General features: G+C 59.8%; 28 protein-coding genes. 17 read left to right on the forward strand and 11 right to left on the reverse strand.

Annotation, left to right across the window (positions count from 1 at the left end; all coding sequences use genetic code 11):
- Positions 1-198: 198 nt before the first annotated feature.
- Positions 199-903, reverse strand: a complete 705-nt coding sequence (locus tag H0Z09_RS11970) for an SDR family oxidoreductase (protein WP_186690795.1) — start codon at positions 901-903, stop codon at positions 199-201.
- A gap of 98 nt (positions 904-1001) precedes the next feature.
- Here H0Z09_RS11970 and H0Z09_RS11975 point away from each other — a divergent pair, with 98 nt between their 5' ends.
- The 3 genes from H0Z09_RS11975 to rarD all read left to right on the forward strand — a co-directional run bounded on the left by H0Z09_RS11975 (position 1002) and on the right by rarD (position 4422).
- Positions 1002-1904, forward strand: coding sequence for a LysR family transcriptional regulator (locus H0Z09_RS11975; RefSeq protein WP_186690797.1), 903 nt, complete (start codon positions 1002-1004; stop codon positions 1902-1904).
- An 80-nt stretch (positions 1905-1984) separates the two neighbouring features.
- Entirely contained in the window at positions 1985-2992 is a 1008-nt protein-coding gene (locus tag H0Z09_RS11980) for an aldo/keto reductase (protein ID WP_186690799.1), read from the forward strand.
- A 548-nt stretch (positions 2993-3540) separates the two neighbouring features.
- The gene (gene rarD, locus H0Z09_RS11985; protein ID WP_186690801.1) at positions 3541-4422 is read left to right on the forward strand and encodes an EamA family transporter RarD; all 882 of its coding nucleotides are present in this window, start codon (positions 3541-3543) and stop codon (positions 4420-4422) included.
- 53 nt (positions 4423-4475) lie between these two features.
- On the opposite strand, the gene hppD is transcribed toward rarD, so the two are convergent.
- Both hppD and H0Z09_RS11995 read right to left on the reverse strand, forming a co-directional pair.
- Complete coding sequence (gene hppD / locus H0Z09_RS11990; RefSeq protein WP_186690803.1) at positions 4476-5552, reverse strand: 4-hydroxyphenylpyruvate dioxygenase; 1077 nt, start codon at positions 5550-5552, stop codon at positions 4476-4478.
- A 242-nt stretch (positions 5553-5794) separates the two neighbouring features.
- Positions 5795-6718 carry an EamA family transporter gene (locus tag H0Z09_RS11995; protein ID WP_186690805.1) on the reverse strand — a complete coding sequence of 308 codons (924 nt, stop codon included), beginning with the start codon at positions 6716-6718 and terminating at the stop codon, positions 5795-5797.
- A gap of 76 nt (positions 6719-6794) precedes the next feature.
- Here H0Z09_RS11995 and H0Z09_RS12000 point away from each other — a divergent pair, with 76 nt between their 5' ends.
- From H0Z09_RS12000 to H0Z09_RS12010, 3 genes are all read left to right on the forward strand, one after another.
- Positions 6795-7664 carry a LysR family transcriptional regulator gene (locus H0Z09_RS12000; RefSeq protein WP_186690807.1) on the forward strand — a complete coding sequence of 290 codons (870 nt, stop codon included), beginning with the start codon at positions 6795-6797 and terminating at the stop codon, positions 7662-7664.
- A 98-nt stretch (positions 7665-7762) separates the two neighbouring features.
- Positions 7763-9304 (forward strand): EAL domain-containing protein, encoded by a 1542-nt coding sequence (locus tag H0Z09_RS12005; RefSeq protein WP_186690809.1) that lies wholly within the window; start codon positions 7763-7765, stop codon positions 9302-9304.
- 198 nt (positions 9305-9502) lie between these two features.
- Entirely contained in the window at positions 9503-9868 is a 366-nt protein-coding gene (locus H0Z09_RS12010; protein ID WP_186690811.1) for a histone-like nucleoid-structuring protein, MvaT/MvaU family, read from the forward strand.
- Between the two features lie 111 nt (positions 9869-9979).
- Here H0Z09_RS12010 and H0Z09_RS12015 read toward each other — a convergent pair whose 3' ends face one another.
- A complete protein-coding gene (locus tag H0Z09_RS12015; RefSeq protein ID WP_186690974.1) occupies positions 9980-10516 on the reverse strand; it encodes a DUF4946 domain-containing protein in 537 nt (178 codons plus the stop codon).
- Positions 10517-10712: 196 nt separating this feature from the next.
- Between H0Z09_RS12015 and gloA the strand changes: the two genes are divergently transcribed.
- Entirely contained in the window at positions 10713-11234 is a 522-nt protein-coding gene (gloA, locus tag H0Z09_RS12020; RefSeq protein ID WP_186690812.1) for a lactoylglutathione lyase, read from the forward strand.
- Positions 11235-11285: 51 nt separating this feature from the next.
- Here gloA and ahpF read toward each other — a convergent pair whose 3' ends face one another.
- The 3 genes from ahpF to H0Z09_RS12035 form a co-directional block, all read right to left on the reverse strand.
- Positions 11286-12851: an alkyl hydroperoxide reductase subunit F gene (ahpF, locus tag H0Z09_RS12025; RefSeq protein ID WP_186690813.1), complete on the reverse strand. Its 1566-nt coding sequence runs from the start codon at positions 12849-12851 to the stop codon at positions 11286-11288.
- A gap of 130 nt (positions 12852-12981) precedes the next feature.
- Complete coding sequence (gene ahpC / locus H0Z09_RS12030) at positions 12982-13545, reverse strand: alkyl hydroperoxide reductase subunit C (RefSeq protein WP_003191303.1); 564 nt, start codon at positions 13543-13545, stop codon at positions 12982-12984.
- A gap of 143 nt (positions 13546-13688) precedes the next feature.
- Positions 13689-14621 (reverse strand): tyrosine-type recombinase/integrase, encoded by a 933-nt coding sequence (locus tag H0Z09_RS12035; RefSeq protein WP_186690814.1) that lies wholly within the window; start codon positions 14619-14621, stop codon positions 13689-13691.
- 171 nt (positions 14622-14792) lie between these two features.
- Here H0Z09_RS12035 and H0Z09_RS12040 point away from each other — a divergent pair, with 171 nt between their 5' ends.
- Positions 14793-15800, forward strand: coding sequence for a DNA-binding protein (locus H0Z09_RS12040; RefSeq protein WP_186690815.1), 1008 nt, complete (start codon positions 14793-14795; stop codon positions 15798-15800).
- Here the strand turns inward: H0Z09_RS12040 and gorA are convergent, their stop codons facing one another.
- A complete protein-coding gene (gene gorA / locus H0Z09_RS12045; protein WP_186690816.1) occupies positions 15801-17159 on the reverse strand; it encodes a glutathione-disulfide reductase in 1359 nt (452 codons plus the stop codon).
- A gap of 105 nt (positions 17160-17264) precedes the next feature.
- Positions 17265-18104 (reverse strand): UTP--glucose-1-phosphate uridylyltransferase GalU, encoded by an 840-nt coding sequence (gene galU / locus H0Z09_RS12050; protein WP_046068218.1) that lies wholly within the window; start codon positions 18102-18104, stop codon positions 17265-17267.
- Positions 18105-18409: 305 nt separating this feature from the next.
- Between galU and H0Z09_RS12055 the strand changes: the two genes are divergently transcribed.
- Both H0Z09_RS12055 and H0Z09_RS12060 read left to right on the forward strand, forming a co-directional pair.
- Entirely contained in the window at positions 18410-18595 is a 186-nt protein-coding gene (locus H0Z09_RS12055; protein WP_186690817.1) for a hypothetical protein, read from the forward strand.
- A 159-nt stretch (positions 18596-18754) separates the two neighbouring features.
- Positions 18755-19036 carry a hypothetical protein gene (locus H0Z09_RS12060; RefSeq protein WP_186690818.1) on the forward strand — a complete coding sequence of 94 codons (282 nt, stop codon included), beginning with the start codon at positions 18755-18757 and terminating at the stop codon, positions 19034-19036.
- An 11-nt stretch (positions 19037-19047) separates the two neighbouring features.
- On the opposite strand, the gene H0Z09_RS12065 is transcribed toward H0Z09_RS12060, so the two are convergent.
- Together H0Z09_RS12065 and H0Z09_RS12070 are read right to left on the reverse strand one after the other, a co-directional pair.
- Positions 19048-19278, reverse strand: coding sequence for a hypothetical protein (locus H0Z09_RS12065; protein WP_025856013.1), 231 nt, complete (start codon positions 19276-19278; stop codon positions 19048-19050).
- Between the two features lie 130 nt (positions 19279-19408).
- The gene (locus H0Z09_RS12070; RefSeq protein ID WP_076954242.1) at positions 19409-19762 is read right to left on the reverse strand and encodes a hypothetical protein; all 354 of its coding nucleotides are present in this window, start codon (positions 19760-19762) and stop codon (positions 19409-19411) included.
- A gap of 212 nt (positions 19763-19974) precedes the next feature.
- Between H0Z09_RS12070 and H0Z09_RS12075 the strand changes: the two genes are divergently transcribed.
- From H0Z09_RS12075 to modB, 7 genes are all read left to right on the forward strand, one after another.
- A complete protein-coding gene (locus tag H0Z09_RS12075) occupies positions 19975-20277 on the forward strand; it encodes a DUF1883 domain-containing protein (protein WP_003173824.1) in 303 nt (100 codons plus the stop codon).
- A 25-nt stretch (positions 20278-20302) separates the two neighbouring features.
- On the forward strand, positions 20303-20470 hold the full coding sequence (locus tag H0Z09_RS12080) for a hypothetical protein (RefSeq protein ID WP_186690819.1): 168 nt from the start codon (positions 20303-20305) through the stop codon (positions 20468-20470).
- A 4-nt stretch (positions 20471-20474) separates the two neighbouring features.
- On the forward strand, positions 20475-21140 hold the full coding sequence (alkB, locus tag H0Z09_RS12085; protein ID WP_186690820.1) for a DNA oxidative demethylase AlkB: 666 nt from the start codon (positions 20475-20477) through the stop codon (positions 21138-21140).
- A gap of 75 nt (positions 21141-21215) precedes the next feature.
- On the forward strand, positions 21216-22298 hold the full coding sequence (ada, locus tag H0Z09_RS12090; protein WP_186690821.1) for a bifunctional DNA-binding transcriptional regulator/O6-methylguanine-DNA methyltransferase Ada: 1083 nt from the start codon (positions 21216-21218) through the stop codon (positions 22296-22298).
- Positions 22299-22381: 83 nt separating this feature from the next.
- The gene (locus tag H0Z09_RS12095; protein WP_186690822.1) at positions 22382-23440 is read left to right on the forward strand and encodes a nitronate monooxygenase; all 1059 of its coding nucleotides are present in this window, start codon (positions 22382-22384) and stop codon (positions 23438-23440) included.
- A gap of 174 nt (positions 23441-23614) precedes the next feature.
- Positions 23615-24367 (forward strand): molybdate ABC transporter substrate-binding protein, encoded by a 753-nt coding sequence (modA, locus tag H0Z09_RS12100; protein WP_186690823.1) that lies wholly within the window; start codon positions 23615-23617, stop codon positions 24365-24367.
- Positions 24368-25048: a molybdate ABC transporter permease subunit gene (gene modB / locus H0Z09_RS12105; protein WP_186690824.1), complete on the forward strand. Its 681-nt coding sequence runs from the start codon at positions 24368-24370 to the stop codon at positions 25046-25048.

Consider the following 25048-nt stretch of genomic DNA (forward strand, 5'->3'; position numbering starts at 1 on the left):
CCCGCGCTGGGCTGCGAAGCAGCCCCAAACCAGGCGACCGGATTCTACCTGAAGCTCGGCGATGCCTTTATTGGGGCGGCTTCGCCACCCAACGCGGGACAAGCCCGCTCACTACAGGAAGATTTTTCAGTCGTTGAGAATTGTGTAGATACCCATGGTCATCGCAGGCAAGCCAGCTCCCACCTGGTCGTACAGTGTTTACAGGAGACCGCCGCCGTCGATGTCGATCACGCTGCCGGTGATGTAGCCATTTTCCATGGCCAGCACATACCCCGCCGCCACTTCCTGCGCCTGCCCTACTCGCCCCACCGGCAATGCACCGCCCGCCTTGGCAAACATCGCCAGGCGCTGGTCTTCGGCCAGCCCTGCATACGCGGGGGTATCGATCACCCCAGGGCTGATCACATTGACCCGTCGCGGCGCCAGCTCTTTGGCCAGTTGCTTGCCCAATGCTTCAGTCGCGGCGTTGATGCCGACCTTGACGAATTGCCCCGGCACCAGCTTGCGCCCCAGTTGCCCGGACGTCAGGCTGATGCTGCCGTGTTCGTCGAGAAACGGCAGTGCCAACTGGATGGCCCGCAGCGAGCCCCAGAGTTTGACGTTGAAGTTTTCCTGCGCCTCGTTCAGGTCGGTTTCGATCAATGGCTTGGCACGCACACTCGGCCCCGAGGTGTAGACCAGGTGATCAAAACGCCCCACGCCTTCGAACAGACGTTGCAGCGACGCGGCATCGGTGACATCCACCGGTTCGCTGCGCAGGCCATTTTCAACGCCGGACGCCAAGCGTCGCCCGGCCAGCACCACCTGTGCGCCGCGCGCAGCGGCGGCCTTGGCCACTGCCGCACCGATACCGCTGCTGCCGCCGATCACAATGACCGTTTTGCCGTTGAGGGGAGAAGTCATGGGAGATTCCTGGGAAGAAAATGAGCGTTCATCTTCCCAGCTTGGCAATCGGCGAAAAATCCGGGTAAAACGACAAGATCTTTAAAGGATTTTTACAAATGAGCTCGATCCTCGATCTTGAAGTCTTCGCGCGCACCGCCGACACCGGCAGCCTGTCAGCCGCTGCACGTGGCCTGGGTTTGACGCCGGCGGCCGCGAGCATTGCGCTCAAGCGCCTCGAAACCCGACTGGGCATTCGCCTGCTGGCGCGCTCCACGCGCAGCATGCGCCTGACCGAAGAAGGCCGGCGCTACCTGGACAGCGTGCGCGTGGCACTGGCGGCCTTGTCCGAAGGCGAACAGGCGCTCAAGCAGCAAAGCCAGGGCCTGACGGGGTTGCTGCAGTTGGCCGCGCCGTCGGATTTCGGGCGCAATGTGGTGCTGGGTTGGCTGGATGAATTCAAAGCGCAGCACCCGAATATTCGCTTGCAGTTAATGCTCAACGACAGTAACGCCGACCTGTTCCGCGAAACCGTGGACATCGCCCTGCGTTTCGGCGTGCCCCAGGACTCCAGCCTGGTGGCGCTGCCCATTGCGCCCGAGCATTGCCGCGTCGCGTGTGCCAGCCCGGCGTACCTGGCGCGCCACGGCATGCCCCATGAGCCGATGGAGCTGGCCCGGCACAGCGCGCTGCGGTACATGCGCCAGGGTCAGGTGAGCAAGACCTGGCGCTTTCGCCAGGGCACGCAGTTGCAAGAAGTCGACGTTAGCGGGGATTTCCTCAGTGATGACGGGGAAATCGTGCGGCGCTGGGCGTTGGCGGGCCACGGTGTCGCGTACAAGGCCAGGCTCGATGTGGTCGGGGATATTGCCGCCGGCCGGTTGGTGCCGCTGTTCGAGGATTGGACGGGGGAACCTGCGCCGTTCAACCTGATGTGCCCCCACCGCCTGCAAGTATCGGAACGGGTGAAGGTGCTGCATCGCTTTTTGCTCGAGCGGTGTCAGGCATTGCTGGGCACCTGAAGAAATCCCCGCAGGGCTTGTCCCAGAGCCTCTGAGTCTGGTATTGCATGGAGCACATTTGCTGCTGTGAGGAGTTATCCATGATTTACCGCACATTGGGCCAGTCCGGTTTGAAGGTCAGCGCCTTGACCCTGGGCACCATGATGTTTGGCGAACAGACCAGCACCGAGGACTCGCTGCGCATCATCGGCAAGGCCTGGGACCAGGGCATCAATTTTATCGACACGGCAGACGTCTACACCGCCGGGCGCTCCGAGGAAATCGTCGGTGAGGCCATCGCGCGGCAGCGTCAGGACTGGATCGTGGCCTCCAAAGTCGGATTCGGCCCGGCCGACGGAGTGCCCAACCGCAGCGGCCTGAGCCGCAAGCGCATTTTTAATGCGCTGGACGCCAGCCTGGCGCGGCTCGACACCGATTACCTGGACATCTACTACCTGCACCGCGAAGACCACAACACCCCGCTTGAAGTGACGGTGTCGGCGATCGGCGACTTGATCCGCCAGGGCAAGATCCGCTATTGGGGCCTGTCCAATTATCGCGGCTGGCGCATCGCCGAAGTGATCCGCGTGGCTGAACGCCTGGGGGTGGACAAACCGGTTATCAGCCAGCCGCTGTACAACATCGTCAACCGCCAGGCCGAAGTGGAGCAGATCACCGCCGCAGCCGCCTACGGCCTGGGCGTGGTGCCTTACAGCCCACTGGCCCGGGGCGTGCTCAGCGGCAAATACGCCCCGGATGTCACGCCCGAGGCCGGCAGCCGCGCGGCGCGCCAGGACAAACGCATCCTGGAAACCGAATGGCGCGTGGAATCGCTGCGCATCGCTCAGCAGATCCAGCAATACACCCAGGGACGCGGCGTGGGGATCGTGGAGTTTGCGATCGCCTGGGTGTTGAACAATTCGGCGGTCAGCTCGGCGATTGTCGGGCCGCGCACCGAGGCGCAGTGGGACGCCTACATCGGCGCCCTGGACGTGAAGATCACGGCTGAAGATGAGGCCTTCATTGATGCACTGGTGACTCCGGGGCATTCGTCCACACCTGGCTTCAATGACGTGGGCCACTTCGTGTCTGGCCGGATCGCGCTGTAAGCACGAGATTAATGTGGGAGCTGTCGAGCTTTAGCGAGGCTGCGAAGGCGGCGGTACTGCCAACTTCTTTACCGCCTGATCCACCGCTTTCGCAGCCTCGCTAAAGCTCGACAGCTCTTATCAAACTCAAAATAACCTATTGATTTTTCAGTGGTTAAAATTTCATTCTGAAATTTTGAATCTTGTATAAGTATTTCAGACAACTGCATTCTTGTGGCGAGCGGGCTTGCCCCGCGTTGGGCTGCGAAGCAGCCCCAAAACCAACCGCAGAGGAATGTCTGATACACCGCATTCGTCTTCATTGGGGGCGCTTCGCACCCCAACGCGGGGCAAGCCCGCTCGCCACAGAAGCCCCAGTTTGATGCGCGACAGCGCCAAGTTGATGATTTGGTGGGGCCTCCCACAATAGATCGGCATCCGTCAAAACGACCATCTCGAGTCATTTTCCGTCCCTCGCCCCAAAATCGCGCACCTCTCGCTCTTTAAAAGCACCATAATCCGTCACCTATCTTTTTTGTTTGTTTCAAATCGGCTTTCGCGAGGACAGTGTGTCTAAAGGTGTTGTGTTATCGGTCTTGGCCTCGGTGCTGTTTGCCGTGATGTATTACTTCACGTCATTGCTGACGCCCTTGAGCGGCCTGGAAATTTTCGGCTGGCGCATGTTACTCACCATGCCCTGCATGACGGTATTCATGATCGTCAGCGGCGAATGGCGGCGTGTGTGGCAGCTGGTGCGCAGGCTAGCTGGCAAACCGCGCCTGATCGGGGGCGTGCTGGTGTCTTCAGCCTTACTGGGTGCGCAGTTGTGGTTGTTCATGTGGGCGCCGCTGAACGGGCGCAGCCTGGATGTGTCGGTCGGCTACTTCCTGCTGCCGCTGACCATGGTGCTGACCGGGCGCCTGGTGTGGGGTGAACAGCTGTCGTACCTGCAGAAGATCGCGGTGTTCTTCGCCGGGCTCGGGGTACTCAACGAGCTGTACCAGGCCGGTGGTTTTTCCTGGGCCACGCTGGTAGTGATCATCGGTTACCCGCTGTACTTCATCGTGCGCAAGGTCCTCAAGACCGATCACCTCGGCGGACTCTGGCTGGATATGGCATTGATGCTGCCGGTGGCCTGGTGGTTTGTGCAGAGCGGCGAGCAAGGTTTTGCAGTGATGGACGCACACCCGAAGCTGTACGCATTGATCCCGATGCTCGGCGTGATCAGCGCATCGGCGCTGGTGAGCTACATCATTGCCAGCCGGTTGCTGGCGTTCAGCCTGTTCGGGCTGCTCAGCTACGTCGAACCGGTACTGTTGCTGGGCGTGGCGCTCATCCTGGGTGAAGGAATCAAGGGCGGCGAATGGCTGACCTACATCCCGATCTGGCTGGCGGTGATGGTGCTGGTCTTTGAAGGGTTCAAGCATTTGGTGCGGCAACGCAAAGCCTGAGGCGCGGGCCAAAAAAACCGGCCGGGGTCACCCTCGGCCGGGCTGTCTAACGTTTAGTCGGCGGTCAATACACCACGACGCACCTGGTCGCGCTCGATGGATTCGAATAGCGCCTTGAAGTTGCCCTCGCCAAACCCATCGTCGCCCTTGCGCTGGATGAACTCGAAGAACACCGGGCCCATCAGGGTTTCCGAGAAGATCTGCAGCAGCAGGCGCTTGTCGCCTTCGACGGAAGAACCGTCCAGCAGGATGCCGCGCGCCTGCAACTGATCCACCGGCTCGCCGTGATTCGGCAAGCGGCCTTCGAGCATTTCATAGTAGGTGTCCGGCGGCGCGGTCATGAAGCGCATGCCGATCTTCTTCAACGCGTCCCAGGTCTTGACCAGGTCGTCCGTCAGGAACGCCACGTGCTGGATGCCTTCACCGTTGAACTGCATCAGGAACTCTTCGATCTGCCCGGCGCCCTTGGACGACTCTTCGTTCAGCGGGATGCGGATCATGCCATCCGGCGCGCTCATGGCCTTGGACGTCAGGCCGGTGTACTCGCCCTTGATATCGAAGTAGCGTGCTTCGCGGAAGTTGAACAGTTTTTCGTAGAAGTTGGCCCAGTAGGCCATGCGCCCGCGATAGACGTTGTGGGTCAGGTGGTCGATGACCTTGAGGCCGGCACCTTGCGGGTTGCGCTCCACGCCTTCGAGGTAGACGAAGTCGATGTCATAGATCGAGCTGCCTTCGCCGAAACGGTCGATCAGGTACAGCGGCGCACCGCCGATGCCCTTGATCGCCGGCAGGTTGAGTTCCATCGGGCCGGTTTCGATGTGGATCGGCTGTGCACCCAGCTCAAGGGCGCGGTTATAGGCTTGTTGCGAGTCCTTGACGCGGAACGCCATGCCGCACACCGACGGGCCGTGCTCGGCCGCGAAGTAGGAAGCAATGCTGTTGGGTTCGTTGTTGAGGATCAGGTTGATCTCGCCCTGGCGATACAGATGCACATTCTTCGAGCGGTGGCTGGCGACTTTCGTGAAGCCCATGATCTCGAAGATCGGCTCCAGGGTGCCTGGGGTCGGCGATGCGAACTCGATAAATTCAAAGCCCATCAGGCCCATTGGGTTTTCGTATAGATCTGCCATGGTGGCACCTCATCATTCTTGTAATAAAGACTGTTATTTGCGAGCAAGGATGAGGTTGCGGGGTGGCGCGCAGGAAAGGCCTCGCACGCTGCGGGCGAGGAAGTCACCAAAGATGAGGGCGCAGCCAAATAGCTTCATGGGTCATCAGTCTCTGACGGCTTAGGCTTGCGTGAGCGCAAGTCCATATTCTTGTATGCGTAAATCGATTCTACACAGCGTAACCGTATTTGTCCGTACTCCTATCAAATCCCCATTGCCTTGGCCTCCGCAAGGGGTTTGTTGCACAGGTAGATACCTGACAGGATCACAGCCCCGCCGATCATCATTGGCAGGGTCAACTGTTCACCCAGCAGCAAGGCACCACAGATCACGGCGGTGAGCGGGTTCAGCGCAATAAACACGCCGGCGCGTATCGCGCCGATTTGGCGGATGCCGTCGTAATAGCCGATATAAGCCAGCGCCGAGCCCAACACACCGAGGTACATCAGGCTCAGTACTTGGGGGGAATGCAGGCGGCCCATGGCCTCCAGGCTGAAACGCCCCATGACCAGCGTAACGACGATGAGCATCAGCGTGCCCAACAATATCGACCAAGTTACCGTCTGCAACGGCCCGAGGCTCTGGTTCAGTTCGCGCGAAAGCAGCGAGTAGACGCCCCACCCCGCTACGCAGCCGAAAATCAGCAGGTCCCCACGCCAGGTGCCGGGTGCTTCGCTCAGCACCTGGGGGCTGTGACTGACGATAACCAGGGCGGCGCCCATCAGGCATAGCGCAATACCCGTGACCTTGCCGGCACTCAGGCGCTCCTTGAATAACCACCATGACGCCAGTGCGATGACCGCCGGGTTCAGCGCCACGATCAACGAGGCCCGGGATGCATTGATGTACTGCAACCCATAGAAGAAACACAGGTTGTAGAAAAAGATGCCGAAGAAACCCAGCATCGCCAGGTACGTCATCTGCCGCAGGCTCGGGCGGGCCAAGGGGATGCGCGCGAACCCCATAAACGCGAGCAACGCCAGGCTAGCCAGCGCAAACCGCAGGCTGGCCGCCAGCAAGGGGTCGACTGCCTCGCTCAGGTAGCGACCGGCCACGAACGTCCCGCCCCAGATCATGGTGACGGCGGCCAGCTTCAGGTAAGTGATGCGGTCCGAAGGTAAATGCACGGGGGTTGACTCTTATGACTTGGGATTGGCCCATTCTTCTGGTAATACGTCCTCATCGTAAAATGAGTGATGACTCATGACCTTGACCCAACTCGAAATTTTTTCCCTGGTCGCCGAACTGCAAGGTTTCACCAGCGCGGCCCACCGCCTGGGTATCAGCCAATCGGCGGTGTCCCATGCAATCAAGGGCCTGGAGCAGGAACTGGGAGTGTCGCTGTTCAGGCGTCACCAAACCCAGGTGGAACTCAGTGATATTGGCGCGCAGTTGCTGGGCCGCGCCCGGGCCATGCTTGGCCTGGCCAACACCTTGCAGCAGGAGGCGGCGGATGCGCGGGGCATGAAACGCGGCACGCTGCGCATCGGTTCCTTCGGGCCGACCGCCTCGACCTGCCTGCTGCCGAAAATTCTCAGCCGGTTTCGGCTGCAATACCCAGGTATCGAAGTGCATATGGACGAGGGGCCGGATAGGCAAGTCATCCAGTGGCTCGACGAGCGCCGTATCGACATCGGCTTTGTGGTGCTGGAACAGGAACGCTTCGACACCTTCGCCCTGTTCGAAGACCAGATGGTGGCGCTGTTGCCGGCAGGGCATCGGCTGGCCGCGCGCGAGCAGGTGAGCCTCAAGGACTTGTGCGACGATCCATTCGCCCTGACCGAGGCCGGCTCCGCTGAACTGGTGGTGCGCCTGTTCAACGAGGCGCGGTTGACGCCGAACGTGCGTTATCGCTGTTCGCAGTTGTTAAGCACCCTGGAGACCGTCAGCCGGGGCGATGCCGTGAGTGTGGTGGCGCAGGCATCCTTACCGATGGCGGGTGATCCGCGCTATGTGCAGCGAGCGCTGTCACCGCGAGTGCCACGTCGGGTTGGCCTCGCCGTACTCGACCGACGCCAGTCTTCGCCGGCGACACTCGCCTTTATTCGTATTGCCCAAGGCTTGGCGCTGTAGCGCTGCATACTGGCCAAATGGCTAGGTACCGCGAGCTAATTTGGAGCGAGCCATCTATCATCGATTGAATCTGACCTTTGCAACAGGCCGTTCACTTCATGCCCCTGACCGTCAACGGCCCGCGAAAACGCGCCAGTCGTTACCTGATCACCTCCTTGAGTGCATTGCTGCCCGTTGCGCTCGGGGTGGTCATCTTGCATTGGCAAGCCGAGCGTACCCTGCAACAAAACACCGCCCAGACCGCCCAGGAAGCAGTGCGCCAGTTCGACCTGATGCTCGACAACGCCGCACTCGCCGCCCAGGCGCTGCTGCCTTTGGCCGGGCAACCGTGCGACAACGCCACGCAATTGGCGCTGCGCGAACAGGTTACACGCGGGCCGTTCGTACGTGCGACCACCTTATCCTGGCAAAAAAACATCTATTGCAGTTCTTTGTTCGGCGGCAATTATGAGTCGCCGGTCAACCCGCAAGACTATGTGGATGGCCAGTTATGGCTGATGAATGGCAATCCGGTTACGCCGGACACCGCCGTGCTGGTTTATCGGCTGGTAGACGGCGATAAAGCAGCTTTTGCGTCGATTGACGGTTATCACCTGACCAACACGCTGCGCCTGATCAGCCGTTATGCCCACCTGATGCTGCAAGTGGGCCCGCATTGGCTGGCGGCCGATGGCACGGTACATGAGAGCCCGCTGCCGGTATTTGCGGTGGCCCATCACCAGTTGGCATCCGAGCGCTATCGCTACCGTGTCGAGGCGGGCATGCCGGCCGGCGAGGTGTGGCGCTACATGCAAGCCCGATACCCAGCGCCGTTCAGCCTGGTGGTGTTCTTTGGCGTGCTGGCGGGCCTGTTGGCGCATTGGCTGCAAAAGCGCTCATCGGCACCGACCCATGAACTGCAACGGGCGCTGGGCGCCAACGAGTTCATTGCTTACTACCAACCGGTTGTACGCGGCGATACCCGCGAATGGGCCGGCTGCGAAGTGCTGATGCGCTGGCAACACCCGAAGGAGGGGCTGGTGCGCCCCGACCTGTTTATTCCGCTGGCCGAGCACTCGGGGCTGATCGTGCCGATGACCCGCGCCCTGCTGCGCCAGACTGCCGCGCAACTGGCACCTCATGCAGCGCGCTTGCGCCCTGGGTTCCACATCGGCGTGAATATCACCGCCCGCCATTGCCAGGACCTGGCGCTGGTGGATGACTGCCGTGAGTTTCTCGGTGCGTTCGCCGTGGGCCAGGTGACTCTGGTGCTGGAGTTGACCGAGCGCGAGCTGATCGTGCCCAGCGATATCACGCGCCACCTGTTCGACGCGCTGCATCAACTGGGGGTGATGATCGCGATTGATGACTTTGGCACTGGCCACTCAAGTCTGACTTACTTGCGCAACTTCAATGTGGACTATTTGAAGATCGACCAGAGTTTTGTCGCCATGATCGGCGCCGATGCACTCTCTCGGCACATTCTGGACAGCATCATAGAGTTATCCGGCAAACTCGACTTGGGCATCGTTGCTGAAGGTGTGGAAACCGCTGAACAGTGCGAATACCTGGCCGCACAAGGCGTGGATTTCCTGCAGGGCTATCTGTTCGGCAGACCGTTGCCGTGCGAAGAGTTCATTAAATTACTGGGCAGCCATTGATTAGCCATACACTCAACGCGCTGAAATAATGTTGTTTAGACAAAAGACATGATTTACTCACGGCGGATTAACTACTACAATTTTTCCTGCCTGTGCAGCATTCGCAGGACGACTTCTTTCTTGGGTCGCCTTAAAGCGCTTGGCTTATAGCTTTGTCTGCCGTTGATATCAGCCAACTACACTATTGGAGTACAGATTTTGTCCAGACTCGCCGAATTTCGCGCAGCAGAAAAAGCCCTTCAAGAGCAGCTCGCGCAGCTGGAATCCCTGAAGAACGACGCCGGCCTGAAAAAAGAAATCGAATTCGAAGAAAAGCTTCAAGCCCTGATGAAGTCCTACGGTAAAGGCCTGCGCGACATCATTTCCATCCTTGATCCAAACCCGGGCAAGTCCAATGCCAGCGCCGTTGCCGCACCAAAACAGCGCCGCGCACGTGTGGTCAAGGTTTACCAGAACCCGCACACCGGTGAACTGATCGAAACCAAAGGCGGCAACCACCGCGGCCTCAAGGCCTGGAAAGAACAGTACGGCGCCGCCACTGTAGATTCCTGGCTTCGCGGCTGATCGCGCTGCACTAACAAAGAGCCCCGCACATGCGGGGCTTTTTTATTCAACGGTTCACAAACGAACTTAAATAGCCTTTCATCGTGTTCAGCATCATCGGACATTGCACAACTAAAGTTTCAGGCTATCGCGCACCGAACTGACTTCATCCTTGCTTGCCTCGTAGGCATCAGCCTGCCCGGCGTATGAAAAAACATAGGCTTTATCGGTGTCGACCGCGCCCACCAATGTTTGAGAAAGCAGGTGACGGCCGTTTTCTGTAATCACACAAGTAGTTTCCAGCGCGTCAAGACGGCTCAATGTTGTCGGGCGCATCTTGCTGCACACACTTTGATAGCCGCCCTGGGCAAAATCCTTCTGGATGGACTTGCGCATCTCCAACAGCACGCCTTGCAGGTTAACCTTGTGCCCCGCTTCAATTGGCGTGCCGGTCAATTCCATGACCATCAAGGTGGCGCCATTTTCATCGCTCTTGATTGCTCGCTGCCGAGACACCGGCTGAGGCTTTGCAGGGGCCGCATCGTCAGGCACTACGTCTTCGATCTGCCAGCCGCTGGGCCACTGAATTTGCGGGTCGGCCGCCAGTACGAAGGAACTGCCCAACAGCAAACACACAGCACTCAACAGCGGTTTACGAAATTCGATCATTGCCAACACTACCCAAGGTTCAAGCACAGAAGTCTGAGCCCCGGCACCCTTGGGTCGCAAGGCCTGCGTGGGCTTTTTCATTTGGCGCCCGGCGCAGGCCTTGCGTATCATGGCCGGGTTGCACGGATGCCAGCCGCAAGCCAAGGAACCGCTCATCTCTTAGAGCAGCGTTTGCCCCAATTTTTCTGGAGGGCCCATGAGCCTGCACGAACTGAACACCTTCCCGGGCGTCACTGCCCAACCTGACAGCGCCACCACGAATTTTGTGTTCAACCACACCATGCTGCGGGTCAAGGACATCACCAAGTCGCTGGATTTCTATACCCGCGTCCTGGGTTTTTCCCTGGTTGAAAAGCGCGACTTCCCGGAAGCCGAATTCAGCCTGTACTTCCTGGCCCTGGTGGACAAATCCCAGATCCCTGCCGACGCAGCCGAACGCACCCAGTGGATGAAGTCGATCCCGGGCATCCTGGAACTGACCCACAACCACGGCACCGAAAACGATGCCGACTTCGCCTACCACAACGGCAACACCGATCCACGTGGCTTTGGCCATATCTGCATCTCGGTGCCGGACATCGTCGCCGCCTGCGAACGCTTCGAAGCCCTGGGCTGTGACTTTCAGAAGCGCCTGAGCGATGGTCGCATGAAGAGCCTGGCCTTCATCAAGGACCCGGATGCGTACTGGGTCGAGATTATCCAGCCCGCGCCGATGTAAGCAAAAAAACCCCATGATCGCTCATGGGGTTTTTCATTTGCGGGCCGGAATCTACGCTGGCGCGGAAGTGCGAATCAAGTGATCGAAAGCACTCAGGGAAGCCTTGGCGCCCTCGCCCACCGCAATCACGATCTGCTTGTACGGCACCGTCGTTACGTCACCCGCTGCGAACACACCTGGCAGTGAAGTCTCGCCACGGGCATCGACGATGATCTCGCCGCGCGGAGTCAGTTCTACCGTACCTTTGAGCCAATCGGTGTTGGGCAGCAGACCGATTTGCACAAAGATCCCTTCCAGGTCGATGGTGTTGAACTCACCGCTGTCGCGATCCTTGTACGCCAAGCCAGTGACTTTCTGGCCGTCACCTTTCACTTCGCTGGTCAGCGCGCTGGTGATCACGTCAACGTTCGGCAGGCTGTGGAGCTTGCGCTGCAACACAGCGTCGGCGCGTAACTTGCTATCGAACTCAAGCAAGGTCACGTGACTGACGATGCCCGCCAGATCGATGGCCGCTTCAACGCCGGAGTTACCGCCCCCGATCACCGCCACACGCTTGCCCTTGAACAACGGACCGTCGCAGTGCGGGCAGAAGCACACGCCCTTGGCCTTGTATTGCTGCTCACCCGGTACACCCATTTCGCGCCAGCGCGCGCCGGTGGCCAGGATCACCGTCTTGGACTTGAGGCTCGCGCCGCTTTCGAAGCGGATTTCGTGCAAGTCACCGGCATTTTTTGCCGGGATCAGGCTGCTGGCACGTTGCAGGTTCATGATGTCCACGTCGTACTGGCGAACGTGGGCTTCCAGAGCGCTGGCCAGTTTGGGGCCTTCGGTTTCCTGTACTGAGATAAAGTTCTCGATGGACATGGTGTCCAGCACCTGACCACCAAAGCGCTCCGCGGCAACGCCGGTGCGAATGCCTTTGCGCGCGGCATAGATGGCGGCCGAAGAACCGGCCGGGCCACCACCGACGACGAGGACGTCAAAGGCCTCCTTGGCGCTGATTTTCTCGGCGGCTTTCTCGATGCCGCTGGTGTCGAGCTTGGCGAGGATTTCTTCCAGGCCCATGCGTCCCTGGCCGAAGTTCACACCGTTCAAGTAGACGCTTGGCACCGCCATGATCTGGCGCTCATCGACTTCCGCCTGGAACAGCGCACCGTCGATAGCGACGTGGCGGATGTTCGGGTTGAGCACGGCCATCAAGTTGAGCGCCTGGACCACGTCCGGGCAGTTCTGGCAGGACAGCGAGAAGTAAGTCTCGAAGCTGAACTCACCTTTGAGGCTACGGATCTGTTCAATCACTTCGACACTGGCCTTCGACGGGTGGCCACCGACTTGCAGCAGGGCCAGCACCAACGAAGTGAATTCATGGCCCATGGGGATGCCGGCGAAACGCAGGCTGATATCGGCTCCCGGGCGGTTGATGGAAAACGACGGCTTGCGCGCATCATCGCCATCGGTGTTCAGGGTAATCAGCGTGGTGAGGCTGACCACATCCTGCAAAAGGGCAAGCATTTCCTGGGATTTCGCACCGTCGTCGAGGGAGGCAACGATCTCGATCGGCTGGGTGACCCGTTCCAGGTATGACTTCAACTGAGCTTTAAGATTGGCGTCCAACATACGGGCGATTTCCTGTTAATTCGGTTTAGTACAGACAAAAAAACGCCCGAGCGAATCTCGCCCGGGCGTTTCGAGGGCGGTGCAGCTTACTTAAGGTGCGGCAAATTCCGCCCTGAGGTGTTTCACAGACTTAGATCTTGCCGACCAGGTCCAGGGACGGAGCCAGGGTGGCTTCGCCTTCTTTCCACTTGGCTGGGCACACTTCGCCTGGGTGGGCAGCTACATACTGAGCAGCCTTGATCTTGCGCAGCAGCTCGGAAGCGTCACGGCCAACACCGCCGTCGTTCAGTTCAACGATCTTGATCTGACCTTCCGGGTTGATTACGAACGTGCCGCGATCCGCCAGGCCAGCTTCTTCGATCAGTACGTCGAAGTTGCGGGAGATGGTCAGCGTTGGGTCGCCGATCATGGTGTACTGGATTTTGCCGATGGCTGGCGAAGTGTTGTGCCAGGCAGCGTGGGCAAAGTGGGTGTCGGTGGAAACGCTGTAGATTTCGACGCCCAGCTTCTGGAACTCGGCGTAGTTGTCAGCCAGGTCTTCCAGCTCGGTCGGGCAAACGAAGGTGAAGTCGGCTGGGTAGAAGAACACCACCGACCACTTGCCTTTCAGGTCAGCGTCGGTCACATCTACGAAGCTGCCGTTTTTGAATGCGGTGGCTTTGAACGGTTTTACTTGGCTGTTGATGATAGGCATCGTTGACTCTCCGTCAGGGTTTAAAAAGGCTTGATAAGTTGATGAGGTGAATCCTACCCACTCTCTCGGCCGATGGCTCATTGGCAAACCTGATGCTCACGATTGGGTTTCTCTATCAGGTGACTGTATTAATAGAAGAAATCTCAAAGCAGTGGTGGAGCCGCCAATGTCATCCCAAGGAAGGGCGTTGCTTCAACATAGCGCATGGCGGATTTCATGTCGCTCCATCCGACGTAACTCATCAATGACTTCAAATCCCAACCGCTGCGATGGGCCCACGTCGCAAAACCCCGGCGCAGCGAGTGACTGGTGTATTGCTCGGCAGGAATGCCGGCGCGCTCCAGCGCCTGGCGCAGCAGCGGGATCACACTGTTGGGGTGCAACCCCTCCTCCACCAGATTGCCCCAGCGATCAATGCCGCGAAACACCGGCCCCCTTACCAGCGCCGAGGCGCTGAGCCATTCGCTGTAGGCTTGCACCGGGCACAGGCGCAGCAGCGCCGGGGTGTGGTAGGTCTTGCCGAGGTTGTCGCGATCGCTTTTGCTGCGCGGCAGGTACAGGCTGATGCCGGCACCGGGCGTGGCCTGGACATGCTCGATGTCGAGGCGACACAGCTCATCGCTACGAAAACCGCGCCAGAAGCCCAGCAGGATCAGTGCGGTGTCGCGCTTGGCGCGCAGCAAGCGTGCCGAGTCGTGTGCCAGCGCCGCCTCTTTCGCTTCTACCTCAAGCGTGGCTACCACCTGCTCCAGATGCTTGAGCTGCAAAGGCTCGGCTTGCTTCTCCCGAGCCGGGTGCACGGCGCGAATGCCCTTGAGCACCTTGCGCACCACGGGCGCCTTGGTCGGATCGGGAAAACCCTGGCTTGTATGCCACTGCGCCAATGCCGACAGCCGCAGCTTCAGCGTGTTGACCGCCAATACCCCCGCATGCGCGACCAGATAGCGCGCCACGCTGTCGCTGGTCGCAGGCAGGAACCCTCCCCAACTCACTTCGAAGTGCTCGATGGCCGCGCGGTAACTGCGTCGCGTGTTGTCGCGGGTGGCGGCGTTGAGATAACGGTCCAGATCGCTCATGGAGGGGCCTATTCGTACTGCTGGCGGGCATATGGGCGGATTAAAAGCGTATGACACGGGATAATACGCCAATATCCCATCTGTTAAATCATGAATTTCAACGCGTTTTCATTCGTGATATAGTATGTAAATACGTAATACATACCACAGTACTAAATCGACGGAGACCCCATGGCTCGCGGCGGCATAAACAAAGCAGTTGTTCAAACGGCACGCCTGGCGATCCTCGCCCGTGGCGAAAACCCCAGCATCGACGCGATACGCATCGAAATGGGCAACACTGGCTCTAAAACCACCATTCATCGTTATCTGAAGGAGCTTGAGGAGAGCGAGACCCGCCTCACCATCACCGAAGCCCCGATCGATGAAGAGCTTGGCGAACTCGTCGCGCGTCTGGCGCAGCGTTTGAAAGACAAAGCCCAGGAGCCTATCGACCTGGCCCTGGCGCAATTCGAACAGCAGAAAGCCGCCCTGCTCGCCCAGTTGGAGACCCTTGAAGAGGCCCATAGCCAACTCAAGCAACAATTCGACATCCAGGCCGCCGCCCTCGCGGAAGAAAGCGCTGCACTGCAAACCGCCAGCACCAGCCTGCAGACCGAACAAACCCGTAACGCCGGGCTAAGCCAGGCGTGCAGCGATTACGAGCTGCGGATCAACGACAAGGACGAACAGATTCGTTCGCTGGAAGAAAAACACGTGCATGCCCGGGATGCGCTGGAGCACTACCGCAACGCGATCAAGGAGCAGCGTGAACAGGAACAGCGCCGCCATGAAGGCCAGTTGCAACAAGTGCAGGCGGAGTTGCGCCAGGCCCAGCAGAGCGCCATGGTCCGCCAGGATGAAATCACCCAGCTGCATCGCGACAATGAGCGGCTATTGATCGAACATCGGGTGACCGCTAAGGAATTGGCGGCGTTGCAGGAGCAGTCGCGCAAGGACCAGGCCCATCAGCTCAAGCTGAGCGAACAGGTCAGCCTGATTGACAGCGAACGCACCCTGCTTCAGGAGCGTCTACGGGTTGCCTTGCTGGAAAGCCAGTCACGCCAACAGGCGTTGACCGAGCACCAGCACACCAACAAGCGCCTGGAACTGGACCTGATCAAGGCCCAGGCCAGCATCGAGGCGTTGCGCCTGACACCCGCGGTTGCAGCGACGCCAGAGGCAACACCTGACGCTTGATCAGCCCGCCACAGGCGTGCGCATGGTGACGAACTCTTCCGCCGCCGTGGGGTGCACGCCGATGGTGTCGTCGAAATGCTGCTTGGTCGCGCCCGCTTTCAGCGCAATCGCCAGGCCCTGGATGATTTCGCCAGCATCGGGGCCGACCATGTGGCAACCCAGCACTTTGTCGGTGTCGGCGTCGACGATCAATTTCATCAGGGTCTTTTCCTGGCAGTCGGTGAGGGTCAGCTTCATCGGCCGGAAACGGCTTTCGAACACCTGCACCTTATGGCCCTTCGCTTTCGCGTCTTCTTCGGTCAGGCCAACCGTACCGATGTTCGGCAGGCTGAACACCGCCGTCGGGATCATCGCGTAATCCACCGGGCGATAGTGCTCAGGCTTGAACAGGCGTCGCGCCACCGCCATGCCTTCGGCCAGGGCAACCGGCGTCAACTGCACGCGACCGATCACGTCACCAATGGCCAGGATCGACGGCTCGGCGGTCTGATAAAGGTCGTCGACCTCAACGAAACCACGCTTGTCGAGCGTGACGCCAGTATGTTCCAACCCGAGATTATCCAGCATTGGGCGACGGCCGGTGGCGTAGAACACGCAATCGGCCTCCAGCACGCGACCGTCTTTTAGCGTGGCCTTGAGGCTGCCATCCGCCTGCTTATCGATACGTTCGATATCGGCATTGAATTGCAGATCGAGGCCGCGCTTGGTCAGCTCTTCCTTGAGGTGGGTGCGCACCGAGCCGTCAAAACCACGCAGGAACAGGTCGCCGCGATACAACAGCGTTGTCTGGGCGCCGAGGCCATGGAAGATGCCGGCAAACTCAACGGCGATGTAACCACCGCCGACGACCAGTACGCGCTTGGGCAGTTGCTTGAGGAAAAACGCTTCATTGGAACCAATGGCGTGTTCATGCCCCGGAATTTCCGGAATCTGCGGCCAACCACCCGTAGCAATCAGGATGTGCCTGGCGGTAAAGCGATCACCGTTGATCTCGACCTGATGCGGATCAACCAGGCGCGCATGCCCCTCATGCAGGGTCACGCCACTGTTGACCAGCAGGTTGCGATAAATGCCATTGAGGCGGTTGATCTCACGGTCCTTGTTCGCGATAAGGGTCGCCCAATCGAAATTCGCTTCGCCCAGGGACCAGCCAAACCCGCTGGCTTGCTCAAACTCTTCGGAGAAATGCGCGCCGTATACCAGCAGCTTTTTCGGCACGCAGCCGACGTTGACACAGGTACCACCCAGGTAGCGGCTTTCCGCCACGGCCACCTTGGCACCAAACCCTGCAGCAAAACGTGCCGCACGCACACCGCCTGAACCGGCGCCAATTACATACAGGTCAAAATCGTAGGCCATTTCACTCTCCTCGGCAGGGCATCAGCATACCGCCTTACATGGGGCTGAAAAACGGAAAAGCCACCCGAAGGTGGCTTTCTCTTGGAACAGGCTGGCTGACGTGAATCAGTAAGCCTTGCCAGTCTTGTAGAAGTGCTCGAAGCAGAAGTTGGTCGCTTCGATGTAGCCTTCAGCACCACCGCAGTCAAAACGCTGGCCTTTGAACTTGTAGGCGATGACGCAACCGTCTTTGGCCTGCTTCATCAGGGCGTCGGTGATTTGAATCTCGCCGCCTTTGCCCGGCTCGGTTTCTTCGATCAACTTGAAGATGTCCGGCGTCAGGATGTAGCGACCGATGATGGCCAGGTTCGATGGCGCATCTTCAGGGGCCGGCTTCTCGACCATGTCCCGTACACGGATCAGGCCATCACCAATGTCGTCACCAGCAATGACGCCGTACTTGTTGGTTTGCGATGGGTCCACTTCCATCACCGCAACGATGGTGCAGCGGTATTTCTGGTATAGCTTGACCATCTGGGTCAGCACGCCGTCACCGTCGAGGTTGACGCACAGGTCATCCGCCAGCACCACGGCGAACGGCTCGTCGCCGATCAGCGGGCGACCGGTCAGGATGGCGTGGCCGAGGCCTTTCATCTGCGTTTGACGAGTGTAGGAGAACGAGCACTCATCCAGCAGCTTGCGGATGCCGACCAGGTATTTCTCCTTGTCGGTGCCCTTGATCTGGTTTTCCAGCTCGTAGCTGATATCGAAGTGGTCTTCCAGCGCGCGCTTACCGCGGCCGGTCACGATGGAGATTTCGTTCAGGCCGGCATCCAATGCCTCTTCGACCCCGTACTGAATCAGTGGCTTGTTCACCACCGGCAGCATCTCTTTGGGCATGGCTTTGGTCGCTGGCAGGAAGCGAGTGCCGTAACCGGCTGCTGGGAACAAGCATTTCTTGATCATATGGGTCCTTACATAGGGCTGTGTGCACGGAATTCGGCGCAGTCTAATCAGGCCGCAGTCGCCTTACAATGGCTCCTGCTGGCGTTGCGATGTCATCATAGAGAAAAAATGTCGGCGTAAGTTCCGCTGATCTTGCGAAGAGGGTTCCCGCCGGCATGGCAAAAATGCCTGCACCTCAATGTTTCAAGGTCTGCGATCCTTTTAGCACGCTTTGGCCCCCAGGACACTGACCGAGAATAACTCGCGCGGCCGCGTGACATTTGGCGCTATCATTACGCCCTTGAACCACACCACGAGATTGATAGATGTCAGAACCAAAAGGCGTAAACGGCTACCTGATCACGCAGCGCGCGGACGGCTGGCACCTGATCAACTTCCACGGCGACAGCGTCGCCGGCGTCTTCGCCACCGAAAGCCAGGCGATTGCAGTAGCCGAAGTTTTTGTAGACGAAGCAGGCCATGCGTCGAGCAAACGTCCGAAAAGCAAGTAATAAGCGCCAGGATCGTTGCGCAGTCCACCAGGAAGCCCCGCTCTGCGGGGCTTTTTAGTGGGCTGTGACTACACACAGGATGGCAGTTCGCTATAATCTTGCGCCAACGCTCCACGACTGTGTCAGCGCCCCCTCCAACACCCTCGACGATGACCCCCTATGAACAAGTTTCTGGCACTGACTGCGGTACTGGCGCTCGCCGGGTGCACCACCACCTCTGACGTCTATCTGAAAAACGGTGAACAAGGCCTGACGATCGATTGCTCAGGCGAGGCCAACTCCTGGGCCAGTTGCTACGAAAAAGCCGACGCCTCCTGCGCGGGCACCGGCTACCGTATCGTCGGCACCGAAGGCACGCCTTCGCTCAAGGAGAGTGAAAAGACCTTGGGCCAGGACGTGGGCAACTTCAAAGGCCGCAGCGTGGTCGTGGTCTGCAAGTAAGCGTTACGTCCTTACAGCTGGATATCGGCAAACTTGATACCCAGGCCGCGAATGGTCTCGACCAGGTCATCCAGGCGCGGGAAAGACTCGACCTCATCCTGATCGTCCACCAGGAAAAAACTGCGGCCGCCGCTTTTTTTGAAGAAGACAATCCACTCGCCCAGGTCGGCCGGGTTCTGGATGATATGGGTCGCCGTTATCTGGCCTTCGGCCTGGCGAGCCCTGACGTGTTCACGCTTCATGAAAGACTTCCCAAAAACAGAAGCCGGCATCAACCGGCAACTTGCAAAATGCGCTAAAAAAGCCCAGCGCCACGCTCGCGGGGGCCAGGCTTTTTATTGGATTAAAAGTAGCAAGGTGAAATGGGCCGCCTCAGCCTGAAATGCACTCTTCGCCAGCCTTCTTCACGTCACCCGGACGGATCGGCACGTTGGACATGCTCTCGTAGAGCTTGATGCTGCTGCCACTGGAACGTTCATCAATCTCGAAAATGGCCGACGGGTCCGCCGAAAACTTTTGCGGCACGATCACCTGCACGCCACCTTCCTTGTGCGGTTCGATCTGCGGCGGCCGACGGGTAGCGGAGAGTTTGCGCACCACACAGGCAGCATATTCCTGTGGTTTCTTTCCGGAAATGACCGCCAGGGTCGGCGGGGTCTGCTTGATATCTGCAACCGAAGCACACCCACCAATCGCCAGGGCCAGAACCAACACACTCCACTTCATACAAAACCTCCGATAAAGACCCTACGACAGCGGGGATGGTAAATTTCTCCCGCCAACGTAGGATTTATCCCTGATAACTCGGTAAATAACTGTTTTAAATTGTCGACGTCGTTGAAGACGATCCGATAATAAACGCGCTGGGGCTGATAAACTCCATCTTAACCTACGTATCGTTCTGATTTTTCAGAAAAAGCCCTTCTGGAGACACCCCAATGAAATTCATTCACCAGCGCGAGCACCTCAACGAGGGGGACATTGTCGTCATCGAATGCTCGCAAACTTGTAATATTCGTCTGATGAGCGACGCGAATTTTCGCAGCTTCAAGAACGGCGGCCGCCACACCTACCACGGCGGCGCCTTTGACAAGTTCCCTGCCAAAATCACCGCGCCGAGCACCGGGTTCTGGAACATCACCCTGGATGTAGTCACGCGCCGCGCCATCAGCGTGACCCGCAAGCCCGCGTTGTCCCACAAGATCCGCATTGTGCGGCGCACCAGCACCAAGCTGAGCTGATCTGAACCTTTCACAGGAAATAGCCGTGACGACCACTACCAAATACGTGATCAAGTACAAGCTCAACGGCGAACGTCGCTTTGAGTTCGCGCAACTGTCCAGCAACAGCGTGGAAGAAGCCAGGCAGGCGCTGGCGAAAATTCATGATGCCAGTGATGAAATCACCGACATCAATGTGAGCAAGGCGCTGTAAGACGATGCCTGGCCCCACCGCCGACCTGTTCGCCGATGACGCGCTGCAGCAACCTGCGGGGCGCGAGCAAATTGGCGAACAGTCCTACGTGTTACGCGGCTACGCGTTACCCTGGGTTGAGCGCCTTTTGCCGGAGCTGCGGCGCGTGCTGGCTCAATCGCCGTTTCGGCAAATGGTCACACCCGGTGGCTTTACCATGTCGGCGGCGCTAAGCAGCTGCGGCGACCTGGGCTGGACCACCGACCGTTCCGGTTATCGCTACACCCCACTCGACCCGCGCAGCCAGCAGCCCTGGCCGCGCATGCCCGACGTCTTGCGCGAATTGGCGGTGCTGGCGGCGGCAGAGGCCGGTTTTCTCGACTTTGCGCCCGACGCCTGCCTGATCAACCGTTATGTGCCGGGCGCGAAAATGTCCTTGCACCAAGACAAGAATGAACGCCGCTACAGCGAACCCGTGGTCTCGCTATCGCTTGGCTTGCCGGCGATTTTCCTGTTTGGTGGGCATGCGCGCAGTGACAAGACCCGTAAAGTCTCGCTGTTCCATGGCGACGTGGTGGTCTGGGGCGGCGTCGATCGCCTGCGTTTCCACGGGGTAATGCCGATCAAGGATGGCGTGCACCCGGTCATGGGCCCGCAACGCATCAACCTGACCTTTCGCGCCGCAGGTTGATTTGACCGCAAGCTTCAGAGTGCCAGGTGTTGGCGGCACGACTAATCTGGGCAGGATCCGTCAAGAGTGTCGAGCATGACTACCGAACAAGACCCACGCTGGGCAGCGATTCTCGCCCGCGATCCCAAGGCCGATGCGCTGTTCGTCTATGGCGTGAAGACGACCGGCGTGTACTGCCGCGCCAGCAGCGTTTCACGCTTGCCACGCCCGGAAAACGTCGAGTTCTTCGACACCCCGGCGCAGGCCGAAGCCGCCGGTTATCGCGCGAACAAACGCGCCGCCGCCGACCAGACCCAACTCGCCGCCCAGCATGCACAGCTGGTGGCCGACGCCTGTCGGCATATCGAACAGGCCGAGACGCCGCCCAGCCTGAACGCACTGGCCACGCACGCCAAGTTGAGCCCCTTCCATTTTCATCGCGTGTTCAAAGCCGTGACCGGCCTGACGCCCAAGGGCTACGCCAGCGCCCACCGTTCGCGCAAAGTGCGTGACGGCCTCAAGGGCGCGCACTCGGTGACCGATGCGCTGTATGACGCGGGCTTCAATTCCAACAGCCGCTTTTACGAGTCGGCCAACCAGCTTCTGGGCATGAAACCCAGCGACTACATGGCCGGCGGCACTAATAACGCAATCCTGTTCGCCGTCGGGCAATGTTCGCTGGGAGCCATCCTGGTGGCGCAAAGCGAACGCGGCGTGTGCGCGATCCTGCTGGGCGATGACCCGGACCAACTGGTGCGTGACCTGCAGGATCAATTCCCCAACGCCGAGCTGGTGGGCGCCGACCCACGCTTCGAACAGTTGGTCGCCCAGGTCGTAGGGTTTGTCGAAGCGCCCGCAATCGGCCTGGACTTACCCTTGGATTTGCGTGGCACAGCGTTTCAGGAACGGGTGTGGCAAGCCTTGCGCGAGATCCCGCCCGGCAGCACGGCCAGCTACGCACAGATTGCCGCGCGAATCGGCGCGCCGACGGCGTGCCGCGCGGTGGCACAGGCCTGTGGCGCCAACCGCCTGGCCGTGGCAATCCCTTGCCACCGCGTAGTGCGCAGCGACGGGGATCTGTCGGGCTACCGCTGGGGCGTTTCGCGCAAGCAGCAGTTGCTGCAACGCGAAAGCGAGGCTGAGCCCGTACGCCTCACGCACCACGAAACGTTACTTTAGTCCAGTGAATAAAACAGAGTGGCCGGCGGCCGAGGGCCCTGTTAAAACAGCGCAAAGCCCCATTGACGCTGGAGACACACCCCATGAGCACCTGGCCAGATACGCGCCTTCTCGACCTGCTGGGCATCGAAGTACCGATCATCCAGGCACCCATGGCGGTCGGTACCACCACGGCCATGGTCATCGCCGCCAATAATGCCGGTGCCCTGGGTTCATTGCCGGCTGCGGCGCTGAGCATCGAGCAACTGCGCGACGCGCTGACCGAGATCCGCCAAGCCAGCTCGCGCCCCATCAACGTGAATTTCTTCTGCCACCAGCCGCCTGCGCCCGACGCTGCCCGCGATCAGCGCTGGAAGGCATTGCTGGAGCCGTACTACCGCGAATTGGGTGCTGACTTTGATGCGCCCACGCCGGCCTCCAACCGCGCACCGTTCAACGAGGCGGCGTGCGAGGTGGTCGAAGCTTTCCGCCCCGAGGTCGTCAGTTTCCACTTCGGCCTGCCGGAAAAATCGTTGCTGGATCGGGTAAAAGCCACGGGCGCCAAAGTGCTGTCCTCGGCTACCACGGTAGAAGAAGCCCTCTGGTTGGAACAACACGGCTGCGACGCTATCATCGCCATGGGCATTGAAGCCGGTGGCCACCGGGGCTTGTTTCTCAGCGATGATCTCAACACCCAGATCGGCCTGTTTGCCCTGCTGCCGCAAATTGTCGACGCGGTCAGCGTGCCGGTGATTGCCGCCGGCGGTATCGGCGACGCGCGCGGGATTGTCGCGGCATTCGCCCTGGGCGCCTCGGCGGTACAGATCGGCACCGCTTACCTGTTTACCCCTGAAGCCAATATCACCGCGTCCCACCATCATGCGTTGCGCAACGCCCAGGCCAGCGAAACCGCGCTGACCAACCTGTTCACCGGGCGTCCGGCACGGGGCATCGTCAACCGGGTAATGCGTGATTTGGGCGCGATCAACCCCGCCGCCCCGGCATTCCCGACCTCCGGCGGCGCGCTGATGCCGCTCAAGGCCAAGGATGAAGCGGGCTTCAGCAACTTGTGGTCAGGCCAGGCTTTGCGCCTGGGCAAAGAGACCACCACCTATGAACTGACGCGCGAACTGGCGGAGCAGGCGCTGGCCAAGCTCAGGTAAAAGCGTCACCCTGCGGCACCTGCGGCAACTTTGCGCTGTACCGGCACCGGGCTATCGCTATATATTCGTGTACATAGCGATTAAGCCTTCTATCCTGGTTCCCCTTGTAGTGAGCGGGACAAGCCCGCTCACTACAGGTGCAGGTCAGCCGTACGTATTCAAAGGAGCTGTTTGATGAAGATTCACGCCTCACGCCTGGCCGGCCTGGTCGCGGCCCTTGCTCTCGGTTCGGTGCAGGCCGATGAAGTCCAAGTGGCCGTGGCCGCCAATTTCACCGCACCGATCCAGGCGATTGCCGCCGACTTCGAAAAAGCCACCGGCCATAAACTGGTCGCCGCCTACGGCGCTACCGGCCAGTTCTATACCCAGATCAAGAATGGCGCGCCGTTCCAGGTGTTCCTGAGCGCCGATGACACCACGCCGCAAAAGCTCGAAGCCGAAGGCGAGACGGTCAAGGGCTCGCGCTTCACCTACGCCGTCGGCACCCTGGCCCTGTGGTCGGCGCAGCCGGGTTACGTCGACGCCCAAGGCGCAGTGCTGAAGCAAAACCAGTTCAAGCACCTGTCGATCGCCAACCCCAAAGCCGCACCGTACGGCCTCGCCGCCACCCAGGTGTTGGCCAAGCAAGGCCTCACCGAGCAGGTCCGGGACAAGCTCGTTGAAGGCCAGAACATCACCCAAGCCTATCAATTCGTCTCCACCGGCAATGCCGAACTGGGCTTTGTCGCCTTGTCGCAGATCTATAAGGACGGCAAGGTCACCAGCGGTTCGGCCTGGATCGTTCCGGCGTCCATGCACGACCCGATCAAACAGGACGCGGTCATCCTCAACAAGGGCAAAGACAGCGCCGCGGCCAAGGCGCTGGTTGACTACCTCAAGGGGCCTGACGCCGCTGCCGTTATCAAGTCCTACGGTTACGAGCTCTAAATGCCGCTGTCGAGCGCCGACTTTTCCGCTATCTGGCTGACCATAAAACTGGCGTCACTGACCACCGTGATCCTGCTGGTCATTGGCACGCCGATTGCGCTGTGGCTATCGCGCACCCGTTCCTGGTGGCGCGGGCCCATTGGCGCCATCGTCGCCTTGCCGTTGGTATTGCCGCCAACAGTGATCGGTTTCTACCTGCTGCTGGCCATGGGCCCCAATGGCTTCTTCGGCCAATTCACCCAGTGGCTGGGCCTGGGCACCCTCACCTTCAGCTTTGCCGGGCTGGTCATCGGCTCGGTGATCTACTCCATGCCGTTCGTGGTGCAGCCGTTGCAAAACGCCTTCTCGGCCATCGGCACGCGCCCATTGGAAGTGGCCGCGACCTTGCGCGCCAATCCGTGGGACACCTTCTTCAGCGTGACCCTGCCCTTGGCACGGCCGGGGTTTGTCACCGCCGCCATCCTGGGGTTTGCGCACACCGTCGGCGAATTCGGCGTGGTGCTGATGATCGGCGGCAATATCCCGGACAAGACCCGGGTGGTCTCCGTGCAGATCTACGACCACGTGGAAGCCATGGAATACGCCCAGGCCCACTGGCTGGCCGGCGCCATGGTGGTGTTCGCGTTCCTGGTGTTGCTGGCGCTCTACGCCAGGCGCAAGACCCCGATGGGCTGGAACTGA

It is taken from the genome of Pseudomonas sp. SWRI18 (assembly GCF_014268345.1).
Taxonomy (GTDB): Bacteria; Pseudomonadota; Gammaproteobacteria; order Pseudomonadales; family Pseudomonadaceae; genus Aquipseudomonas; species Aquipseudomonas cedrina.